The organism is Altererythrobacter rubellus, assembly GCF_030284385.1.
GTDB lineage: Bacteria > Pseudomonadota > Alphaproteobacteria > Sphingomonadales > Sphingomonadaceae > Erythrobacter > Erythrobacter rubellus.
In genome coordinates this window covers 1604586-1624991 of record NZ_CP127221.1, presented here as the reverse complement: position 1 = coordinate 1624991, position 20406 = coordinate 1604586, and the positions used below count along the sequence as shown (strand labels likewise).

The 20406-nt window shown below is 57.4% G+C and carries 16 protein-coding genes; 7 read left to right on the top strand and 9 right to left on the bottom strand.

The window, feature by feature from the left end; translation table 11 throughout:
* Positions 1-2: 2 nt before the first annotated feature.
* A complete protein-coding gene (locus QQX03_RS08105) occupies positions 3-1046 on the bottom strand; it encodes a rod shape-determining protein (RefSeq protein WP_285975250.1) in 1044 nt (347 codons plus the stop codon).
* A gap of 190 nt (positions 1047-1236) precedes the next feature.
* On the opposite strand from QQX03_RS08105, the gene mutL reads away from it, so the two are divergent.
* Positions 1237-3057 carry a DNA mismatch repair endonuclease MutL gene (gene mutL / locus QQX03_RS08100; protein WP_285975249.1) on the top strand — a complete coding sequence of 607 codons (1821 nt, stop codon included), beginning with the start codon at positions 1237-1239 and terminating at the stop codon, positions 3055-3057.
* A gap of 344 nt (positions 3058-3401) precedes the next feature.
* Here the strand turns inward: mutL and QQX03_RS08095 are convergent, their stop codons facing one another.
* Both QQX03_RS08095 and ychF read right to left on the bottom strand, forming a co-directional pair.
* Positions 3402-3866 (bottom strand): MaoC family dehydratase, encoded by a 465-nt coding sequence (locus QQX03_RS08095; RefSeq protein ID WP_285976986.1) that lies wholly within the window; start codon positions 3864-3866, stop codon positions 3402-3404.
* Positions 3867-3891: 25 nt separating this feature from the next.
* Positions 3892-4992, bottom strand: coding sequence for a redox-regulated ATPase YchF (ychF, locus tag QQX03_RS08090; protein WP_285975248.1), 1101 nt, complete (start codon positions 4990-4992; stop codon positions 3892-3894).
* Between the two features lie 123 nt (positions 4993-5115).
* Here ychF and QQX03_RS08085 point away from each other — a divergent pair, with 123 nt between their 5' ends.
* Complete coding sequence (locus QQX03_RS08085; RefSeq protein WP_285975247.1) at positions 5116-7464, top strand: zinc-dependent metalloprotease; 2349 nt, start codon at positions 5116-5118, stop codon at positions 7462-7464.
* A 5-nt stretch (positions 7465-7469) separates the two neighbouring features.
* On the opposite strand, the gene QQX03_RS08080 is transcribed toward QQX03_RS08085, so the two are convergent.
* The 5 genes from QQX03_RS08080 to QQX03_RS08060 form a co-directional block, all read right to left on the bottom strand.
* Positions 7470-8465, bottom strand: coding sequence for an SDR family oxidoreductase (locus QQX03_RS08080; RefSeq protein WP_285975246.1), 996 nt, complete (start codon positions 8463-8465; stop codon positions 7470-7472).
* A gap of 510 nt (positions 8466-8975) precedes the next feature.
* Positions 8976-9545, bottom strand: a complete 570-nt coding sequence (gene pth / locus QQX03_RS08075) for an aminoacyl-tRNA hydrolase (protein ID WP_285975245.1) — start codon at positions 9543-9545, stop codon at positions 8976-8978.
* A gap of 100 nt (positions 9546-9645) precedes the next feature.
* Positions 9646-10323: a 50S ribosomal protein L25/general stress protein Ctc gene (locus tag QQX03_RS08070; protein ID WP_285975244.1), complete on the bottom strand. Its 678-nt coding sequence runs from the start codon at positions 10321-10323 to the stop codon at positions 9646-9648.
* Positions 10324-10434: 111 nt separating this feature from the next.
* Positions 10435-11322: a TraB/GumN family protein gene (locus QQX03_RS08065; RefSeq protein ID WP_285975243.1), complete on the bottom strand. Its 888-nt coding sequence runs from the start codon at positions 11320-11322 to the stop codon at positions 10435-10437.
* On the bottom strand, positions 11319-12230 hold the full coding sequence (locus QQX03_RS08060) for a TraB/GumN family protein (RefSeq protein WP_285975242.1): 912 nt from the start codon (positions 12228-12230) through the stop codon (positions 11319-11321). The genes QQX03_RS08065 and QQX03_RS08060 overlap by 4 nt, the downstream gene beginning before the upstream one ends.
* 213 nt (positions 12231-12443) lie before the next feature.
* On the opposite strand from QQX03_RS08060, the gene QQX03_RS08055 reads away from it, so the two are divergent.
* From QQX03_RS08055 to ppdK, 3 genes are read left to right on the top strand one after another with little or no spacing between them, the layout of a single operon-like run.
* Positions 12444-13310 carry a glycine--tRNA ligase subunit alpha gene (locus QQX03_RS08055; protein WP_285975241.1) on the top strand — a complete coding sequence of 289 codons (867 nt, stop codon included), beginning with the start codon at positions 12444-12446 and terminating at the stop codon, positions 13308-13310.
* Positions 13307-15391, top strand: coding sequence for a glycine--tRNA ligase subunit beta (gene glyS / locus QQX03_RS08050; RefSeq protein ID WP_285975240.1), 2085 nt, complete (start codon positions 13307-13309; stop codon positions 15389-15391). Before QQX03_RS08055 ends, glyS begins: the two co-directional genes overlap by 4 nt.
* Positions 15391-18057: a pyruvate, phosphate dikinase gene (ppdK, locus tag QQX03_RS08045; protein WP_285975239.1), complete on the top strand. Its 2667-nt coding sequence runs from the start codon at positions 15391-15393 to the stop codon at positions 18055-18057. Before glyS ends, ppdK begins: the two co-directional genes overlap by 1 nt.
* Here the strand turns inward: ppdK and QQX03_RS08040 are convergent.
* A complete protein-coding gene (locus tag QQX03_RS08040; RefSeq protein WP_285975238.1) occupies positions 17985-18794 on the bottom strand; it encodes a methyltransferase in 810 nt (269 codons plus the stop codon). The genes ppdK and QQX03_RS08040 overlap by 73 nt on opposite strands.
* 42 nt (positions 18795-18836) lie before the next feature.
* On the opposite strand from QQX03_RS08040, the gene QQX03_RS08035 reads away from it, so the two are divergent.
* Both QQX03_RS08035 and hisI read left to right on the top strand, forming a co-directional pair.
* Positions 18837-19655, top strand: coding sequence for a double zinc ribbon domain-containing protein (locus tag QQX03_RS08035; protein ID WP_349665833.1), 819 nt, complete (start codon positions 18837-18839; stop codon positions 19653-19655).
* 344 nt (positions 19656-19999) lie between these two features.
* Positions 20000-20383, top strand: a complete 384-nt coding sequence (hisI, locus tag QQX03_RS08030) for a phosphoribosyl-AMP cyclohydrolase (RefSeq protein ID WP_285975237.1) — start codon at positions 20000-20002, stop codon at positions 20381-20383.
* Positions 20384-20406: the final 23 nt, after the last annotated feature.

The following is a 20406-nucleotide window of genomic DNA, read 5'->3' as shown; positions in this document are numbered from 1 at the left end:
AGCTACGCCGTGTGCAGAACGCCGCGATAGATTGGGTCCTCCATCGCACGGCCTGTCCCGATCGCTACGCAAGTTAGCGGGTTTTCCGCAATGCTAACCGGCAGGCCGGTTTCTTCCCGAAGATGCTCGTCAAGTTTGCGAATAAGGGCACCACCGCCGGTCAACACAATGCCTTGGTCGACAATGTCGGCCGCCAGTTCAGGCGCGGTGTTTTCAAGCGCGATACGCACGCCCTCCACGATGGCCCCGATCGGCTCGGACAATGCTTCTGCAATGTGCGCCTGATTGATCGTGATTTCCTTGGGGACGCCATTGACCAAATCACGCCCTTTGAGGGTGAAGGTCTCGCCTACGCCGTCCTCGGGAATGATCGCGATGCCATAATCCTTCTTGATCCGCTCTGCCGTGGTTTCACCGACCAGGAGATTGTGATGTCTGCGAACGTAGGAGACAATGGCTTCGTCCATTTTGTCGCCACCAGTACGCACCGAAGTGGTGTAGGCCAGACCACGGAGCGAAAGCACGGCGACTTCTGTCGTGCCGCCACCGATATCGACCACCATTGAACCAACCGGTTCGGTTACCGGCATATCCGCTCCAATCGCGGCGGCCATCGGCTCAAGGATCAAATAGACCTCCGAGGCACCGGCATTCGAGGCGGCATCGCGGATCGCACGTTTCTCGACCGAAGTAGCGCCAGACGGCACACAGATCGTGATTTCGGGATAGCGGAACAGCGTACGCTTGCCGTGCACTTTTCGGATGAAGTGCTCGATCATCTTTTCTGCCACCTCGATATCAGCGATCACACCGTCGCGAAGCGGGCGGACTGCCTTGATCGTATCGGGTGTCTTGCCCATCATCATCTTTGCGTCATCACCCACGGCTTTGACGCGTTCGATCCCGTTGATAGTTTCAATCGCGACCACAGAAGGTTCATCCAGCACGATGCCTTGATCTTCGACATAGACCAGCGTGTTTGCTGTGCCCAGATCGATAGCCATATTGTGTGAACCGAATTTCAGAAATTTGGAAAAGAAGCTCATTTGACCATGCAATTCATGTGTAGTGGACCGCCTTGGCAACCCCCACGGTGCCTCCCCTGCGATCCCAATTTGACAGGATGATCTCTATCTAACGGATCGCCAGGGAAAAGGCCAAAATAATTGTTCGATCCACACAGTATTTTCCACCGCTGGCCTCGAATTTGCAGCGATTGGCCGCTACCTTGTCAAAATGCCGCAAATCCGCCGCCTTCCAGAAAGCCTGATCAACCGTATTGCGGCAGGTGAAGTGGTCGAAAGACCGGCAGCCGCGCTCAAGGAATTGGTCGAGAACGCAATTGATGCCGGCGCGAGTCGCATCGATGTGAAGCTGATTGAAGGCGGGCTCGGCAAGATCGAGGTTGTCGACGATGGTTGCGGGATGAGTGCGGAGGAAATGTCCATCGCGCTTGAACGTCATGCCACGTCCAAGCTGCCGGATGAAGCGATCGAGCTGGTGAGCACATTGGGGTTTCGCGGCGAAGCGCTGCCTTCAATTGCCAGCGTCGCGCAACTTACCATCGAGAGCCGCGTTAGAGACGCCGCTGATGGATGGCGGAAGATAGTCGATCACGGCCAGATGGTTGAAGAAGGGCCAGCTGCTTTACCGCCCGGCACACGCGTGAAGGTTGAAAAGCTCTTCGCCAAAGTGCCTGCGCGCCGCAAATTCCTGCGCACGCCGCGCAGCGAGTATGCTGCCTGCCTGGATGTGGTTCGCAGACTTGCCATGGCGCGGCCTGACATTGCGATCTCTCTGACGCATGGCGAGCGCCGGATATTCGGTCTGCAAGCGGATGAGCCGCTGATCGACCGCGTGTCGGGCATTATCGCGCGCGAGCTTAAGGACAACAGCGTTGCCATCGATCTTGAGCGACCAAGCCCCGCCGGTGTGATGCGATTGACCGGGGTTGCGGGTCTGCCGACATACAATCGCGGCGTGGCTGATCATCAATACTTGTTCGTCAATGGTCGCCCGGTGAAAGACCGGCTGCTGGTTGGTGCGGTGCGCGGGGCCTATGCCGATATGCTGGCGCGTGATCGCCATGCAGTGCTCGCGCTGGTTCTCGAACTGCCGCCCGAAGACGTCGATGTGAACGTCCATCCGGCAAAGACGGAGGTTCGTTTCCGTGATGCCAGTGGTGTGCGCGGGTTTATTGTTTCGGGCTTGCGGCAAGCGCTTGGGACGGGTGACAGGCGCAGCGCTCAGGGGCCGGATCGCGGTGCGATGGAACGTTGGCAGCAAGAGCCAGTATCTGAGCCATCGCCGGCCCTGCGTTCGATCTTCGAAGGACGTGACTGGTCGGCGCAGCAATCGCGGGTAAGCGGCGCGGGCCTGACATACCGAGCCTATGAGAGCGTTGTGATGGCGCGTGATGACTACGCGCCGCGGGGCAGGGCGACAGAGGCCGAACAGCGGGAAGCGCCAGAGGAATTCCCGCTGGGCGTTGCGCGTGGGCAGGTGGCAAACACCTATATTGTTGCTGAAGCAGCTGATGGTCTGGTGCTGGTTGATCAGCATGCAGCGCATGAACGGCTTGTACTGGAACGGTTGCGTGCGGCGGGGGCAGGGGACGCAGTGGCACGTTCGCAAGCTCTGCTGGTTCCCGATGTTGTGGAATTGGACGAGGTTGATTGCGACTGGCTTGAGGAGGCAGCCGAGGGTTTTGCGAAGTTCGGTCTGGTAATCGAGCGGTTTGGACCATCCGCCATGCTGGTGCGCGCAATGCCGCACGCGTTGCGCAAGGGCGATCCGCAAGCGCTACTAACCGATCTGGCCGATGATATCGCCAAGCACGGGCAAGCTTTGTTGCTGGAAGAGAAGCTCGAACATGTGCTCGCGACCATGGCGTGCCACGGATCGGTGCGGGCTGGGCGCGTGCTTCGTGTCGAGGAAATGAATGCCCTGCTGCGCGAGATGGAAGCCACCCCGCGTTCAGGGCAATGCAATCATGGCCGCCCGACATGGGTAAAACTCAGCATGGAAGACGTCGAAAAGCTGTTCGGGCGGCACTAGAAAGCGGACTGTCCGCTTACGACCCAATTGCTGACCTTATCGAAAAACGTATGGTGACTTATGGCATTCAGTGACCACGGACCCCCAAGGTGGGGCTATTTGGTAAGCCCCCTCCTAGTTAGTCCTCTCGCCGTTCTTTGGTTCATGGTGGGAGCTATGGGTGGTGGAGGATGCGAGTTCGTCGCTGATCCTGCGAACTGCATATTGGATTACAGTTCCACATGGATCGGGCCTGCTGTTCTAGCTATCGTGGCCTTCTGTATCGCTTTTGGTATCAACCGTTTGTTGAAATGGTATTTTGACCGTTCCCACTAACGTCCGCTTTCCACCCCAAAATCAGACAATCATCCTTCGATCGGGGCGTCAGGATCACGCACCGCGATAAGGCCGTTCGAGGTCATCTCCAGCACAATTTCATCGTTCTGATTGAAAATTTGCGCGCGGCTCTTGAACAGGCCCATTTCGCGGCGCGACTGGCTGCGACGTTTCGAGATAACTTCGCTTTCCACGCGCAAAGTATCGCCGGGATAGACCGGCTTCTTCCACTGCAGATTATCGAGCCCCGGCGAGCCGAGCCCGGCCTGCTTCACGTTCTTCATATTCTCGACCATCATCGCCATGGTCATGGCGCAGGTGTGCCAGCCGCTTGCGGAAAGCCTGCCGAAATGCGTTCTGGCAGCGGCATCATCGTCGAGATGAAAGGCTTGCGGATCGTATTGCTTCGCAAACTCGATCACTTCCTCGCGCGTGACTTCATAGCGGCCAAAGTTTTGCTTCGCACCGATTTCCAGATCTTCGTAATAGATCATGTCGTCGCTCATCAGGTGCTCCGATTTAGACGTTAAATTTGAACAGCATGATGTCGCCATCTTGGACAAGATATTCCTTGCCTTCCTGACGCATCTTGCCTGCCTCTTTTGCGCCCGCTTCGCCGTTCAGAGCTATGTAGTCGTCATAGGCGATGGTTTCTGCGCGGATGAATCCCTTCTCGAAATCGGTGTGAATCTCGCCAGCGGCCTGCGGAGCTTTCGCGCCCTTTGCGACCGTCCATGCGCGCGCTTCCTTTGGCCCCGCGGTGAAGAATGTCTGCAAATCGAGTAGCTCGTATCCGGCGCGGATAACGCGCGCGAGGCCACTTTCATGAAGGCTCAGCGCTTCAAGATATTCCGCGCGGTCTTCCAGTGGCATTGCAACCAACTCAGCCTCGATCGCAGCCGAGACGACCACTGCCTGCGCGCCTTCTGCTTCGGCCTTGGCGAATACCTGTGCGGACAGTTCATTGCCCTCTGCCGCATCTTCCTCAGCAACGTTGCAGACATAGAGAACCGGCTTCGCTGTCAGCAATTGCGCTTGCGCGAAGACCCGCGCTTCTTCTTCGTCATTGGGCTGTGTCAGCCGGGCTGGCTTGCCTTCGCGCAGCAATTCAAGCGCTTGGCCAAGCACGGACGCCATGATCTTGGCTTCCTTGTCGCCGCCGGTGGCGCGCTTCTGCGCATTGGGTACACGTTTCTCCAGGCTTTCCAGATCGGACAGCATCAGCTCGGTCTCGACCACTTCAGCGTCGGCCAGCGGATCGACCTTGTTGGCAACATGCTGAATATCGTCATCCTCGAAACAGCGCAGCACATGCACAATCGCGTCGACTTCGCGGATGTTGCCCAGGAACTGGTTGCCCAATCCTTCGCCTTTGCTTGCGCCTTTGACGAGGCCTGCAATGTCGACAAACGCCAGCTGCGTGGGGATGATCTTGGCCGAACCGGCAATCGCGGCGATCTTGTCGAGCCGTTCATCCGGAACGGCGACTTGGCCGACGTTCGGCTCAATCGTGCAGAAAGGATAGTTAGCAGCTTGCGCAGCCTGCGTCTCAGTCAATGCATTGAATAGGGTGGACTTGCCAACATTGGGCAAGCCGACGATCCCGCAACGGAAACCCATCGCAAAACTCCGGTAAAAGTGATTTCGCGCGGGCCTTAGCGGGTTAGCGGCGCGGGGGGAAGCGCGATGCTCGACAGATTGTGTGAAGCTGCTAACTCTTTGTGCAACAACAGGGGATAGACAATGCGTAAACTCATCCTTGCTGCTGCGTTAGCGAGCGCCATGCCGTTCGGACCGCTAGCTGCTCAAGACACTTTGCTGCCGGTTGCTGCCGATACCGAAACGGGCACGATCATGTTAAAAATGTCAGCCCCCGACGATGCCGGCATAGCAGGACGATATCTTTATGTTGCGCAGATAGAAACAGGCGTGGGATCAGCCGCGACTGGTGTAGATCGCGGCGCACCTTTGCGCACAGGGATCCTGCGGTTCCGCCGTCTTGGCAAGAAGGTTGTGGCAGAGCTTGAGAATACCAAGTTCATCGCGCCCAATGGTTCGAAGGCGCAACAGGACTCCATCGCGAACAGCTTCTCAAATGCGACCATGTGGGTTGGCGATATCAAGGAAACATCCGAAGATGGCAGCTTCAGTTTTGACTTCGCGCCTTTCTTAGCCAAGGATCACTTCGGCTTCGCGCAACAACTGGGCGACGGGTACACTCTGCAAGGGGATTACTCCCTTGCGGACCCGGCAAAGGTGAAGGCCTTTCCCGAGAACGTGGAGTTTTCCGCGCTGCTCAGTTTCACCTCCAAGAAGCCTGATCCATCGCTGCGCAATGTGTCGCCAAATGGCAGCGACATCTCGCTATGGGTGCGCCATTCGCTTGTCGAACTGCCGGATGATCCGATGCCGCGGCGCACCGATCCCTATGGCTTTGCGTTCAGCACGCAAACCTATGACTTTTCTGCGCCTCTGGGCAAATCCATGCTGGTCAATCTGGCCGAACGGCACCGCTTGGAGAAAGTCGATCCGGCGGCCGAGCGCGGTCCGGTGAAAGAGCCGATTGTCTATTACGTTGATGGGGCCGCGCCAGAGCCCGTGCGCCAAGCGCTGATTGATGGTGTTGGTTGGTGGGCAGAGGCGTTTGACGAAGCGGGCTTTATCGATGCTTTCCGCGTTGAAGTTCTTCCGGCAAACGTCGATCCGCTCGACATGCGCTACAATGCCGTCAATTGGGTCAATCGAGCAACCAGGGGCTGGTCTTATGGCCCGAGCATAGTCGACCCGCGTACCGGAGAGATCCTGAAGGGCAGCGTAATGCTCGGCTCGCTGCGCGTGCGGCAGGATATCATGATCTTCCAGGCGCTGATGGGGGCGGGGCTGACGGACACTGGCGATCCCAACGATCCTGTTCCGGTTGCGTTGGCGCGCATTCGCCAATTGGGCGCGCATGAAGTAGGTCATACTCTAGGCTTGGCGCATAATTTTGCGGCCAGCACGCAGGATCGATACTCGGTCATGGATTACCCTGCGCCACGGGTGGAGCTGGTTGAAGGCAAGTTGTCCATTGCCAATGCATATGGCGTAGGCGTGGGCGAGTGGGACAAGTTCGCGATCAAATACCTCTATGCTGCCAAGACAGATGAAGAGGCCCGCGCCATGGTGCAGGAAGCGCAAGCGAGGGGGTTACGCTTTGCGTCCAATGCCGACACTGATGGAACCGGCGCGGCCAATCCATATGGCGGGTTGTGGGATGACGGGTTGGAGCCTGCGGCCGAACTGCACCGGGTGCTGGATGTGCGCGAAGCGGCGCTTAAACGCTTCAATATTGATGCGATCCCTGCGGGTCAGGATCTGGCGAGCCTACGCCGCGCGTTCGTGCCAATCTGGCTGCTTCATCGCTACCAGACAGAGGCGAGCGCAAAGCTGCTTGGCGGGGTCTATACTCCCATCGGACTGAACGGAGACGATGTCGCAGTCTCAAAGGTTCCGGCTCACCAGCAGGATGCCGCGCTGGATGCGCTCATGCGTGCCCTGTCAGTCGAAACGCTGAGCATACCCCGGCAACTATGGCATGCGCTGTCATACGGCCCGCGCACCGATTACGATTACTCGACGACAATCGAGATCTTGCCAATGGCTGGTGGATCGGTTTTCGATCCTATGCGCGCTGCCGAAATCGGTGCCGTCGCGGTTCTGGACAATTTGCTTGCGCCAGACCGGCTCAACCGGCTCGACATTCAGCAGGCAGACGGGATTGCCGCGCCCGATGTCGAACGTGTGCTTGACCGACTGATCGGGCATGCCAATGATTCCGCCAGAAAGGGAGCGCTGGGCCGCAGGATCGCGACCACGATAGCGCTGTCCATGGCCAAAGCATCGCGTGAAAGCGCGCTCTCGCAATCGATTGGGATGCAGATGGACGGGCGCATTGCGACCTGGGCGGCGGAACTCAGCCGCAGCCGTGCCAAGGGTGCTGACGGAGACTGGGCGCGCGGGCTGGGCGCGCTTCTGTCAGACCGTCAGGCGCTGGATGCGGCGATCAGCAACAAGAGCATGTTGCCTGATCTACCACCAGGCAGCCCGATCTGATCAGGTCAGACGTTGTGAACGTCCTTGATCCAAGGGCCGAAGGCGGTCTCACCCAGCAAATCGACCTGAACCTTCGCAGTTAGATCATTGATCGCAATCTGCGGTTTGCTGCCAGGATGAACCGCCTTTCGCAGCGGGCGCGTGCCGGGCGGCATGGAAATGATTTCGGCGATAGCATTTGGCACATCCATCGGGTCCGCAGTGCGGCGAGTGCCATCTTCCCGCCCCATGCGTGCAACCAATTGCGGATAGGCGGCGCGCTCGTCAAAATTGAGGCGTTCCTTAAGTTCACTTGCCAGCTTGTTGCGATTGACCCAGACCTTGGTCGGATAGCCGCCCGGCTCGATCACGCACACTTCTACGCCGTGCGGGACAAGCTCATAAGCCATTGCTTCGCTCATCGCCTCCAACGCGAACTTTGTTGGCGAGTAATGCCCCGCTGATGGAACGATTACGCGCCCTAGCTGAGAGGAGATGTTGAAGATCAAGCCGTTCTTGGCGCGGCGCATCGCGGGAAGGACAGCGCGCGACATACGGTGAGGGCCATAGACATTGGTATCGAAGATCAGCTGCGTTGCGATCATATCCTGCAACTCGATCGGGCCAGCATAACCGATCCCAGCATTGTTGATCAGAATGTCTATCGCGCCGCCTGCAATCTCTTCCGCTTTGGCAACACCAGCGGTGACTTGTTCATCGGACTGCACGTCAATCTCGATCACATGCAGATCAAGGTTTTCCGTGTTTGCCAGCGCCTCAAGCTCGCCTGCTTCCGGGCGCGGCAAATTGCGCATGGTCGCGAAAACCTTGGCACCCTTGCGCGCGAAATCTTCAGCCATCAACCGTCCGAAGCCGGAAGAACAACCGGTGATAAGGATGCTTTTGCCGCGCATGTCGTGCTTGACCGCAATCTGATCTGTCTGCGCGAAGCTGGCGGTGGCTGCAAAAGTTCCAACTGCTGCGCCACCAGCAAGAAGGCCGCGACGGGAAATACTGCTCATGATCTACTCTCCAGGTTCGACAACCAGCGATCGAGTTGCTGTGGTTTCTTGAAACGCAGGATGCGTGCTTCAGATCCCTTGAGCAAGTTTTCGGTTCTTGGTCGCGCGCGGCGGTTCCAATTCGCAATGTACCAGAAGAACTCGAAACTGAACCTTTCAGGGCAATCTTCTGCCATGTCCGGTCGAGATCGCCCGCGGTAAAACCACACTCGTTTGGCTGCTCGCCAAAGGGAAAGGGTGATTGGGTAGTCGAGGTAGACAACCGTATCAGCGCGCTTAAGGCGCGCCTCCATTGTGCTGCCATAGTTGCCATCGATTAGCCGACAATCGCTCGCGACAATCGGCGCCAGAGCTGTTCGCAATTCATCTTTCGAGCCTTCCACCCACCCGGCACTCTAATGGAGCTTGTCCAGGTGGTAGATTGGCAGGCCTAGAGCTGTCGCGATCCGATGTGACGCCGTGCTCTCGCCAGCCCCGCATGGCCCAATGACTATCACTCTTTGCATTGTATCAGCCATTTATGCGCAACGCGCAGTCGCTCATGAACCGGGCATCATCTCCCTTCGCCAGCAATTCAGCTTCGCTTCCGATCGCCCCTAGCATCTGAACCAAATCATCTTGTTCCGTTTTGCCATAGTTACCCAGCACATGGCCAGTGACGCGTTCCTTATGTCCAGGGTGACCTATACCGATGCGAACGCGGCGAAAATCCTCGCTTATGTGCTGAATTGTAGAACGTATTCCGTTGTGTCCAGCAGCCCCACCGCCGCGCTTTACCTTGATCTTGAACGGTTCGAGATCAAGCTCGTCATAAAATACGGTCAGGTCTTGCGGACTAAGCTTGTAATAACGCAGCGCTTCGCCAATGGAACGCCCGCTTTCGTTCATGAAAGTCGCAGGTTTCAGCAAAAGCACTTTTTCGGAGCCGATCCGGCCTTCCCGCACCCATCCTTGAAATTTCTTCTGCACCGGGCCGAACGGGTGCATTTCAGCCAAGACGTCACACACCATGAAACCGACATTGTGCCGGTTCATCGCGTAACACGGTCCAGGATTACCAAGGCCAGCCCAAATTTGCATGCAGATCCCCTAGCGAGCGGATGCAAAAAACAAAACACCGGACTTCTTTCGAAGCCCGGCGCCTTGGTGATTTCTCAATGAGAAAGCGGTTGGAAGCGAGTTACTCGTCGCCGCCTTCTTCGCTGTCAGCTGCGTCATCGCCGCTTTCAGCTTCCGCTGCTTCGCCTGCATCTTCATCGCCTGCTGCCGCCTCATCTTCGCTCTTCTTAAGTGCGGACGGAGCAACCAGCGTTGCGATGGTGAAGTCACGATCGGTGATGGCGCTCTCGCTGCCCTCTGGCAACGTCAACTCACTGATGTGGATCGAATCGCCCACTTCCTTGCCAGTGACATCGATCTCGATCTCGCCCGGAATCTTGTCGTTTTCGCAGACCAGTTCCAGCTCGTGACGGACTACGTTGAGAACTCCACCCTTCTTGAGACCTGGTGATGCGTCTTCATTGATGAAGACAACAGGGACAGACACGCCGATCTTGCCACCTTTGGTCATGCGGAGGAAGTCGACATGTTCCGGACGATCTGTGACCGGATGGAGCGATACGTCCTTGGGAAGAGTGCGAATGATTTCGCTACCTAGCTTGATCTCAACGATCGAGTTCATGAAGTGACCGGTCCCGAGTTGCTTGACCAGTTCTTTTTCTTCCAGATGGATTGTCGTTGGTGCTTCTTTGCCGCCATAAATTACAGCGGGTACTCGGCCTTCGCGACGCAGTGCACGGGAGGCTCCCTTGCCAGCCCGTTCGCGCGTCTCGGCCGGAAGTGTCAGAGCGTCGCTCATGTCGCTTACCTTTCGAAATGCTTATTTGGTTACTTCGCGCGCCACACCTCCAGGGATGACCATGACGCCGAAGCGCGGGCCTTTAGAGGGGGTGCAGATGAATGGCAAGCGCTATTGCAGGCGGGTGAGGGTGTATCCGCGCTGTTCAATCAGGGTCGTCAGCCCGTCTGGGCCAACCAGGTGGGCAGCGCCCACAGCGATGAGAGGATTGGGCCCATCAGCCAGTAGGTCGTCAATTTCTTTCATCCAGGCACGGTTACGGCCGGCTAGTAGGGCCTCATAGAGTTCGGGATCAGCCATAATGCCCGATTGGGTTGCGTTGATCAGCCCTTCCTCGTCACCGCTGAGCCATGCCTTCCGTAATCGCTCCGGATTGTCGCCAAGCGAGCGGTACTCGTCTATAATTCCGGTCAGCAAATCTGTTTGATCCTGCGGTGCCAGATCATCAAAGATGCGCATTTGGGTGAGTGTGCCTTCGAGCTCGCGCACCCGATGGTCGGGGAACTCAAGCAGAAGTGCTTTGTCCGCTCCGTTACGCGGGGAGCCGGTGTTGGAAACCCGCGCGAGCATAAGGGCTGCCGCCCAGGTTTCCACATTTGCAAAATCGCGCGATGAAAAATGTCCCTTTGCCATCATTTCATCGAGTTGCTGACGGTCTTCGGCATCGACCCGGGTCCGTATGTCGGGTTGACCGGGGGTCGTGGCAAGAGTGGTGAATGTGCTGTTGATCGAGCGTGTGTCAGACAAATCGCCAACTTCAACGACAAGTAGCTGTGCCTGATCGATAACCCTTTCGAGATCAGCGGTTCGCCATTCGACCCCGTCGGGCAGCGCATGAATAGTGCCAAACAGCCAGCCCTGAGGCTCGCCTTTCGCGTCCGCGATCTCGTACAAGATCGGAGACGGCGTGAGCTGGTCGTTTTCGACCGTTTCACCGCCAGCTTCGCAGCCGGCTAGCACCAAGGCACCCGCCAGCAAGAAAGCGAACCTTGCGATCATTGAACGCGGATTGTTTCGATCTCGCGTTCTGCCAGATAGTCTTGAACGCTCTTGTCACCCGCGAGGTGGCCCGCACCCACGGCGATGAAGACAGTGCCAGGGGTGTCTAAACGCGTGTCAATCCAGTCGGCCCAATTGCGATTGCGCATGTAGAGGAGGCTCTCAGCGACCGCGGGATCGGTCAGGCCCTCGTTCATCAGGTTTGCCAGGGCATCAGCGTCACCTTCGACCCACTCTGCCACCATCTTGTCCAGCATGGGCTTGATCTCGTCGATCCCATTTGCGGCGTCGATCAGGAATCCAATCTGCGATTCTTGGGGCAGTTCATCGAACACGCTGATCTGGAATTCGATGGTCTCAAGTGCTTGCTGGTCTTTTTCGCCGGCCTTTGTGAGCAGCACTTTCTCAACGCCAGCATCCGGCGAATAGCCTTGCTGCAGCAAGGGCAACATGCTCATCATCATACCAGCATACCATGCCTCGAACTGGTCAAACGCCGCTGGCGGGACAGAAAGTTTGCCCATCGCTTCTTCGTATGAAGCCTTTTGTTCCGCTGACAGCAAGCTGCGTAACGTGGTACCTTTCGGTAGGACCCCCTTGGTCATCACAAGAGTTTGCATTTCTTGCCCGATTTCAGGGCCCATCTTGATTTCGGTCACGATGCTATCGGATTCGGCAAGCGCGTTCTCCAGCATCGGTGTCGACCATTCGACGTCGTCAGGTAGCGCGTGGACGGTTCCAAAGAGATAGATCGTGGTGTCTTCGTCTGCGACTTTCCAAAGCGCGGGGGATCCCGTTTCTGCCGCGGTTTCTTCTGTTACCTCAGGAGCAATCTCATCTTGTGCCAGGGCTGGCCCGGCCAGTAGCAAAGCAGACACGGTTAGTGCTGTGGTGATCCTGATGCGCATCTTCGGGTTAGTCCTGTCTCGCTAATGTTGAAATCGACCGTATCCGCACCTGCCCTTAACACGCAATGAAGTCTTGCTGTGTATCGTGGGAAAATCGTGCTTACGCGCGCCAACGCTGCATCGCAGCATTGACGAGGGCAGGGGGTTGAGCCATTGGCCTGCGCTATGAGTTTCGACCCGCCAAAACGCGATCCAAAGCGGTCTTTTCAGGACATGATCCTTGCGCTCCATGATTTCTGGAGCGCAAAGGGGTGTCTGGTGCTGCAACCTTACGACATGCGCATGGGCGCTGGCACGTTCCACACCGCCACCACGCTGCGCGCGCTAGGGCCGGAGCCTTGGAACGCGGCTTTCGTTCAGCCATGCCGCCGCCCGACTGACGGGCGCTATGGCGAGAACCCCAATCGCCTGCAGCATTACTATCAGTATCAGGTGATCCTGAAGCCAAGCCCGCCGGATATCCAGCAATGGTATCTCGATAGCCTTTCGGTCATCGGGATCGATCCGCTTAAGCACGATATCCGATTTGTCGAGGATGACTGGGAAAGCCCCACCTTGGGTGCATGGGGCCTGGGCTGGGAAGTGTGGTGTGACGGAATGGAAGTCACGCAATTCACTTATTTCCAGCAGATGGGCGGGTTTGACTGCAAACCCGTTGCTGGCGAGCTAACTTACGGCCTAGAGCGACTGGCGATGTATATCCAGGGCGTCGACAATGTGTACGACCTCGACTTCAACGGTCGCGGTGTAAGCTACGGCGAGGTGTTTCTCGAAAACGAGAAACAGATGTCGAAGTGGAACTTCGAGGTTGCTGACACAGACGCGCTGTTTGACCTGTTCAACAAGGCAGAGGCGGAGTGCAAGAACGCACTTTCGGCCAATGTCCCGATCGCGGCCTATGAACAGGCAGTCGAGGCGAGCCACATCTTCAACCTGCTGCAGGCGCGCGGCGTAATCAGCGTTCAGGAACGCGCGAGCTATATGGGCCGCGTACGTGATCTGGCGCGAGGAAGCTGCGAAGCGCATATGGAAAAAGAAGCCGCGGGCTGGGCGGAGAAATATCCGGAGTGGTCGAAATGAGCGACTTCCTCCTGGAACTCCTATCCGAAGAAATCCCCGCGCGGATGCAGGCTGGTGCGCGCGCTGAACTGGAGAAACTGTTCCGTCGCGAGATGGATGCGGCGGGTGTTTCGGTCGGTGATCTGACCGTTTACTCGACCCCGCGCAGGCTGGCGCTGATCGCGCGCGATTTACCGACCGAGACCGAGGCGGTTCGCGAAGAAGCCAAGGGGCCGCCCGAAGGCGCGCCCGATCAAGCAATCGAGGGTTTCTGCCGCAAGAACGGCGTGACGCGTGATCAGCTGGAAGTGCGCGAGGTCAAAGGGCGCAATACCTATTTTGCCGTGATCGAAAAGCCGGGCAGGGCAGTGAAGGATCTGCTCGCTGAGGCTATCCCTGCGATCATCCGCGATTTCGCCTGGCCCAAGTCGATGCGCTGGGGCGATGCCTCGATCAGCACGGAAAGCCCGCGCTGGGTGCGTCCATTGTCTGGCATTGTGGCGATATTGGGCGAAGATCTGATCGAATGCGGCGTAGACAGCATCACAAGCGGCTATGCCACGGTTGGCCACCGGTTCCATCACCAAGGTGAAATCACCATCAGTTCGGCTGATGACTACGTCGAGAAGCTGCGCGCATGTCATGTGATCGTTGATCATGAAGAGCGGCAGGATGCTGTGCGCGCGGGTGCGAAAAAGGCAGCGGAAGATGCGGGCCTGAATCTAGTCGAAGATGAAGGTCTTGTGATCGAGAATGCCGGCCTGACCGAATGGCCGGTGCCGCTGCTCGGCCGTTTCGATGAGAGTTATCTCGACGTTCCGCCCGAAGTGATCCAGCTGACTGCGCGGGTGAACCAGAAGTATTTCGTGTGCGAGGATGCGAATGGCAAACTGGCCAATGCGTTCATTTGCACTGCGAATATCGAAGCCGACGATCCGGCGGTTGTGGTCGACGGAAACCGCAAAGTCCTTGCCGCAAGGCTTTCCGACGCGCGGTTCTTCTGGGAATTGGACCAGAAGACTTTCCTTGAAGATCACGCAAAAAAGCTGGAGCGGATTACCTTCCACGAGAAGCTCGGCACCGTTGCCGACAAGGTCGAGCGTGTGGCGAAGCTTTCCCGCTGGCTGTGCGAGGAAGGGATCGTCAAAGCCAATCCCGATTTGGCCGAACGGGCCGCGCGCCTGTGCAAGGCCGATCTCGTCACTGAAATGGTCGGCGAGTTCCCCGAGCTACAAGGCCTGATGGGCGGATATTACGCCGAGAAGGAAGGCTTGCGTCAGGAAGTTTCCGACGCAATCCGCGATCACTACAAGCCGGTGGGGCAGGGTGATGAAGTGCCAACCGAGCCGGTGACCGTGGCGGTGAGTTTGGCGGATAAGCTTGATACGCTCATCGCATTCTTTGATATCATGGAATTCCCGACCGGGTCGAAGGACCCATTTGCCCTTCGGCGCGCGGCACTGGGAATCCTTCGGTTGCTTCTAGAAAATGACATTAGGGTCCAAACAGACTTTGTAATCGAGAAGTGGCTCGGACAGGCTGATCCGACGCAGCATCTTTCTGAGCAGGATATTGCGCGTCGAAGCATTCTAACGGCGATACCGGTCTTCTTACTTGATCGTCTCAAGGTTCAGTTAAAAGAGCAGGGTATTAAGCACGATCGAATTGACGCTTCAGACCGCTGGAACTTCCGGGAAGACGTTCGAATGGATCGCGTTGTTCGTCGCGCCAAAGCGCTTCAAGTGTTCTTAGACACCGAAGATGGCGCAAACCTCCTAGCAGGCTACAAGCGTGCCGCGAATATCCTCAAGAAAGAGGAATTCGAGCCGACCGAGCCTTCGCATGCGCCTGAAGACGCCGAGAAGGCTCTGATCGATGCGCTTCAGGCTGCGGAACCCAAGGTAGTCGCAGCGATTGCCGAAGAAGACTTTGCTGCTGCCATGTCTGCTCTCGCCAGTCTGCGCGCGCCAATCGACCACTTCTTTGAAGACGTGATTGTCAACGCTGAAGAAAAGCATGTTCGCGCAGCGCGCCTGACGCTGCTATCGCGCTTCCACGATGCAGTGCATCAAGTAGCAGATTTCTCAAGGATTGAAGGTTGATGGTTCAAACGGTTTACACTTTCGGCGGATCGGCAGATCACTCGGATGAACGCCAAAAGGACAAGACCGTTACCGGCGGGAAGGGCGCCAATCTGGCAGAGATGGCGAGCATCGGCCTGCCGGTCCCTCCGGGCTTCACCATCACCACTGAAGAATGTGTGAAGTATCTGCAAGAAGGTGCGGAATTCGGGGAAGAATTACGCGCGCAAGTTGCAGGCGCGCTGAAGCATATCGAAGCGACCGTTGGTAAAAGCTTTGGTGATGCGAGTGACCCGCTGCTCGTTTCGGTCCGATCGGGCGCGCGCGTTTCCATGCCGGGCATGATGGACACCGTCCTGAATCTCGGCCTCAACGATGATACCGTTGCTGGCCTCGCCAGTGCATCGGGCGATGCACGCTTCGCGTGGGACAGCTATCGCCGGTTCATCCAGATGTATGCGGACGTTGTGCTCGGCCTAGATCACGGATTGTTCGAGGAAGCGCTGGAGATCGCGAAAGACGAGAAGGGCCTCTACGCCGATACCGAGATGGAGGCGCGCGACTGGAAGGAACTGGTCGCCGAATACAAAACCATCGCCGAAAAAGAGCTAGGCCATCCGTTCCCGCAAGACGTGACCGAGCAGCTGTGGGGCGCGATCCAGGCAGTGTTTGACAGCTGGGATAGCGACCGCGCCAAGGTTTACCGCCGGTTGAACGATATTCCTGCCCACTGGGGCACCGCCGTCAATGTGCAGGCCATGGTGTTCGGCAATATGGGCGCCACATCGGCCACTGGCGTTGCCTTCACGCGCGATCCGGCAACAGGCGAGCGTGCGTACTATGGCGAATATCTCATCAATGCGCAGGGTGAAGACGTGGTGGCTGGCATCCGCACGCCGCAATATCTGACGAAAGCTGCGCGCGAGAAAGCGAATGCCAAACCGCTGAGTATGGAAGAGGCGATGCCAGAGGCTTACGGCGAGCTAGCCCGCGTGTTTGACCTGCTGGAACATCACTACAAGGACATGCAGGACATCGAATTCACCGTGCAACAGGGCACGCTGTGGATGCTGCAGACACGATCGGGCAAGCGCACTGCCAAGGCTGCCCTGAAGATGGCGGTCGATATGGTTGGTGAAGGCCTGATCGACGAGAAAACCGCGATCCTGCGCGTCGATCCGATGGCGTTGGATCAGTTGCTGCACCCCACGCTTGATCCCAAGGCGCACCGCGATATTCTGGGTACCGGTTTGCCCGCCTCACCAGGCGCAGCTTCAGGCAAGATCGTGCTGGATGCAGACACCGCGGAACAGTGGTCCGGTCGCGGCGAGAAAGTGATCTTGGTCCGGGTAGAAACCTCGCCAGAGGACATCCACGGAATGCACGCCGCGCAAGGCATTCTGACAGCGCGTGGCGGCATGACGTCACATGCAGCCGTGGTTGCGCGCGGTATGGGGCGGCCCTGTGTTTCGGGCGCGTCGACCGTTTCGATCGACCGCGCGAGCAAGACTTTGCGCATCGGCAATCGTGAGCTGAAAGAGGGTGATACCATCACCATAGACGGCGCGAATGGCCAGATCATGGCCGGTGAGGTTCGCACCATCGAGCCAGAACTGGCCGGCGACTTTGGTGTTTTGATGGAATGGGCGGACAAACACCGCCGCATGCGTGTGCGAACCAATGCCGAAACGCCCGCAGACTGCAAGATGGCGCGGCAATTTGGTGCTGAAGGCATCGGGCTTTGCCGCACAGAACATATGTTTTTCGACGCGAGCCGGATCCGGGCAGTGCGTCAGATGATCCTTGCAGAAGACGAGAAAACACGGCGTGCTGCACTCGATAAACTGCTGCCGGAACAGCGCGCAGACTTTAAGGCCATTTTCGAAGTGATGGTCGGCTTGCCATGCACCATCCGTTTGCTTGATCCGCCTCTGCACGAATTTCTGCCGCACGAGGATGCAGACTTTGCCGATCTCGCGGATGCAACCGGCCTTGGCGTGGATCACCTAAAGCGCCGCGCGGGAGAGTTGCACGAATTCAACCCGATGCTGGGCCACCGCGGTTGCCGCCTTGGGATCACCTTCCCTGAAATCTACGAGATGCAGGCGCGGGCGATCTTTGAAGCCGCGTGTGAGGTGGCAAAGACATCGGGCGAAGCCCCGATTCCGGAAGTCATGATCCCGCTGATTGCGACCAAGCGGGAGCTGGAGATTCTCAAAGCCTTGGTCGACAAAGCCGCGGCTGAGGTGTTCGCGGCGCAGGGTATTGCGGTCGACTATCTAGTAGGCACCATGATTGAGCTGCCACGCGCGGCCTTGATGGCCGGAGAGATCGCGGAAGAAGGTGCATTCTTCAGCTTCGGCACGAACGACCTTACGCAAACCACGCTTGGTGTATCGCGCGACGACAGTGCACGTTTCCTGGCGCCTTATGTTGAGAAGGGCATTTTCCCGCGTGATCCGTTTGTGAGTCTGGATATCGAAGGTGTCGGGCAACTGGTCGAACTCGCGGCAGAGCGCGGCAGGGCAACGCGCCCTGATATCAAGCTAGGCATCTGCGGCGAGCATGGCGGTGATCCTGCCAGCATCGCCTTCTACGAGAGCGTTGGCCTGGATTATGTCAGCGCATCGCCATACCGCGTGCCGATCGCGCGACTGGCGGCGGCGCAATCATCACTGAAGGCGTAGCGCCAACCGGTCAGCGTCAGGATCTGGAAGGTTTCGGAAACTTTCCCGTCGTCCTCGCGCAGCTCATCGAACTTGGCCTGCGCGCGGGCCAGACCCGACTTTCCCAAATACGGGGCCGGTGATACCAGCACTGAAGTCAGCGCCTGATCGCGAAGATCATCAATCAACGTCGTCACTGATTTATAGCGCACCGTAAGTTTGTGTGTATCGACCACTTGTTTTGAGAACCCGGCGCGTTGGAGCAGAGCAGTCCCCGCGCGATCATCAATCTGTGGGTGAATGCGCGCCGCTGGCCGATCGCCGTCCGCAGCCAGCATGATCTCCCGAAGCGATGTTAAACTACCAGCCCCGATAATCTGCGCGATCATCAGCCCTCCGTGAGCCAGTGCATTGCGCGCGTGGATAAGCGCGCCCGGCAGATCGTTGACGCTATCTAGCCGGGCGAGGCTGACAAGCAGATTAAGCTCGGAGAATGGCAGTGGCTCTTCTTCATCAAGAGTGCGGGCTGAACAGATATTCGATGCTGAGGCCGCAAGTGCTGTCTCAAGCAAGGAAGTTTCGTGCCCCACCAGAAGGGCACTCTTTGCCTCGTGCCGCATGAAGTCGAGCCGCTCACCGATATCTTCCTGCATAGCGTCATAGAGCCAGCTTGTGCCGATGCGGACTGACGCCCGTTGCTCTCGCTGCTCCCGGCGCGCTCTTGAGAATATAGTAGGTACCTGTGTTTGCGACATCATGCGATCACTGCCGTGCTTACATTGCCAACGCAAGAGGGCCGCATGACCAGCAGCAGATCGGGCGGAAGAGTTCTTGCGCAGGCCGCGCAAGCCTTCGCGCCGATGATTGATCTAGTTTACCCGCCGCGCTGCCCGATCTGCGGAAATGCGACAGCCAATCAAGACGGGCTTTGCGCACCATGTTGGAGTGGGCTTGTTATTCCCGGTGATCCTGCTTGCGCGACTTGCTCCAGGCCTTTTCCAAGCGACATGACCAATCCCGATGGCGCACAATGTGCCGTTTGCCTCGAGCGTATGCCGAAGCACTCCGGGATTTACGCAGGAACGATTTACAATGACGCGTCGCGCAAGCTGATCCTCTCTTTCAAACATGGCAGAAAGATCGGATTGGCGCGGCAGCTCGCAGAAATGATCGGGTCCAAGATTCCACAAACGGATGGTGTGGTGCCACCTCCCTTGCTGGTGCCGGTGCCACTGCACAGGTGGAGGCTATGGCGGCGGGGATACAATCAATCCGCGCTTCTCGCGCTAGAACTGGAGAAGTTGGGAAAAGGGAAAGCACTTGTCGACGGGCTATACCGAATCAGGAATACGCCAATGCTTGGCGGAATGCTTCCTAAACAAAGCGAGAAAACCCTTTCAGGTGCGATTCGATTGAACCCGCGTCGGGCAACAATGCTATCTGGTCAGGATATCATATTGGTCGATGATGTGCTGACCAGCGGAGCAACCAGTGATGTGTGCACGCGCGTACTTCTGAAAAGCGGAGCGCGGTCCGTCTCCATCGCGTGTTTTGGGAGGGTGATGTCGGGTGCTCTGCATGGCGATCATGCCGCGATACCCCAAGGTCTGAAAACATAACGCCCGAGGCCGAAAAGGCCCCGGGCGCCACGTGACGAAATTAAACAAACCCTCTTCATAGAAGCTTGAACAACCACCCCCTTTTTGGTTGTTCGGGTCCTATCCCTCATCGTTCTTGCCGAAAGAGCTCTTCCAAAAGGAGTGCTGCATTCCGACTGCCCCCTGAACCCGGCGCATTTTGCACCTTTGTCCGGTGGTCGAGCCTGAGCCCGATGACGCTACGTCTCACTGCAGCGTCAAAACTCAAAGTGTGAAGTCGCTTGCCAATAGATTTTGGAGCGGCAATGTGGTTATCCTGCAACAACCCATCGTAAGCCACCACCCGTTCATCGAAGGAAGATATTTTGACTGATCACAATGGCGGATCTGAATCACCCGAACTGTCATTAGAGTTCCGGCCTAAGTTCGACATGGCCGGGCTTGTTACCGCGGTTGTGATCGAGAATTCGACCAAGGATGTTCTGATGGTGGCACATATGAATGCAGATGCCATTGCTCAAACGCAGAGTAGTGGAATAGCGCATTTCTGGTCACGCTCGCGGCAAGAGCTTTGGATGAAGGGCGGGACCTCGGGCAATAACTTGAGCGTCACTGAAATGCGTACTGATTGCGACCAGGATGCGCTGCTTCTTTACGTCGATCCAGCCGGTCCTGCGTGTCATACCGGAGAGCATTCGTGCTTTTATCGGATTGTCAGTGACGGCACTCTCGTAAGGGTCAAGACTTGACGCTAACGTAAAGGTAAGCTATA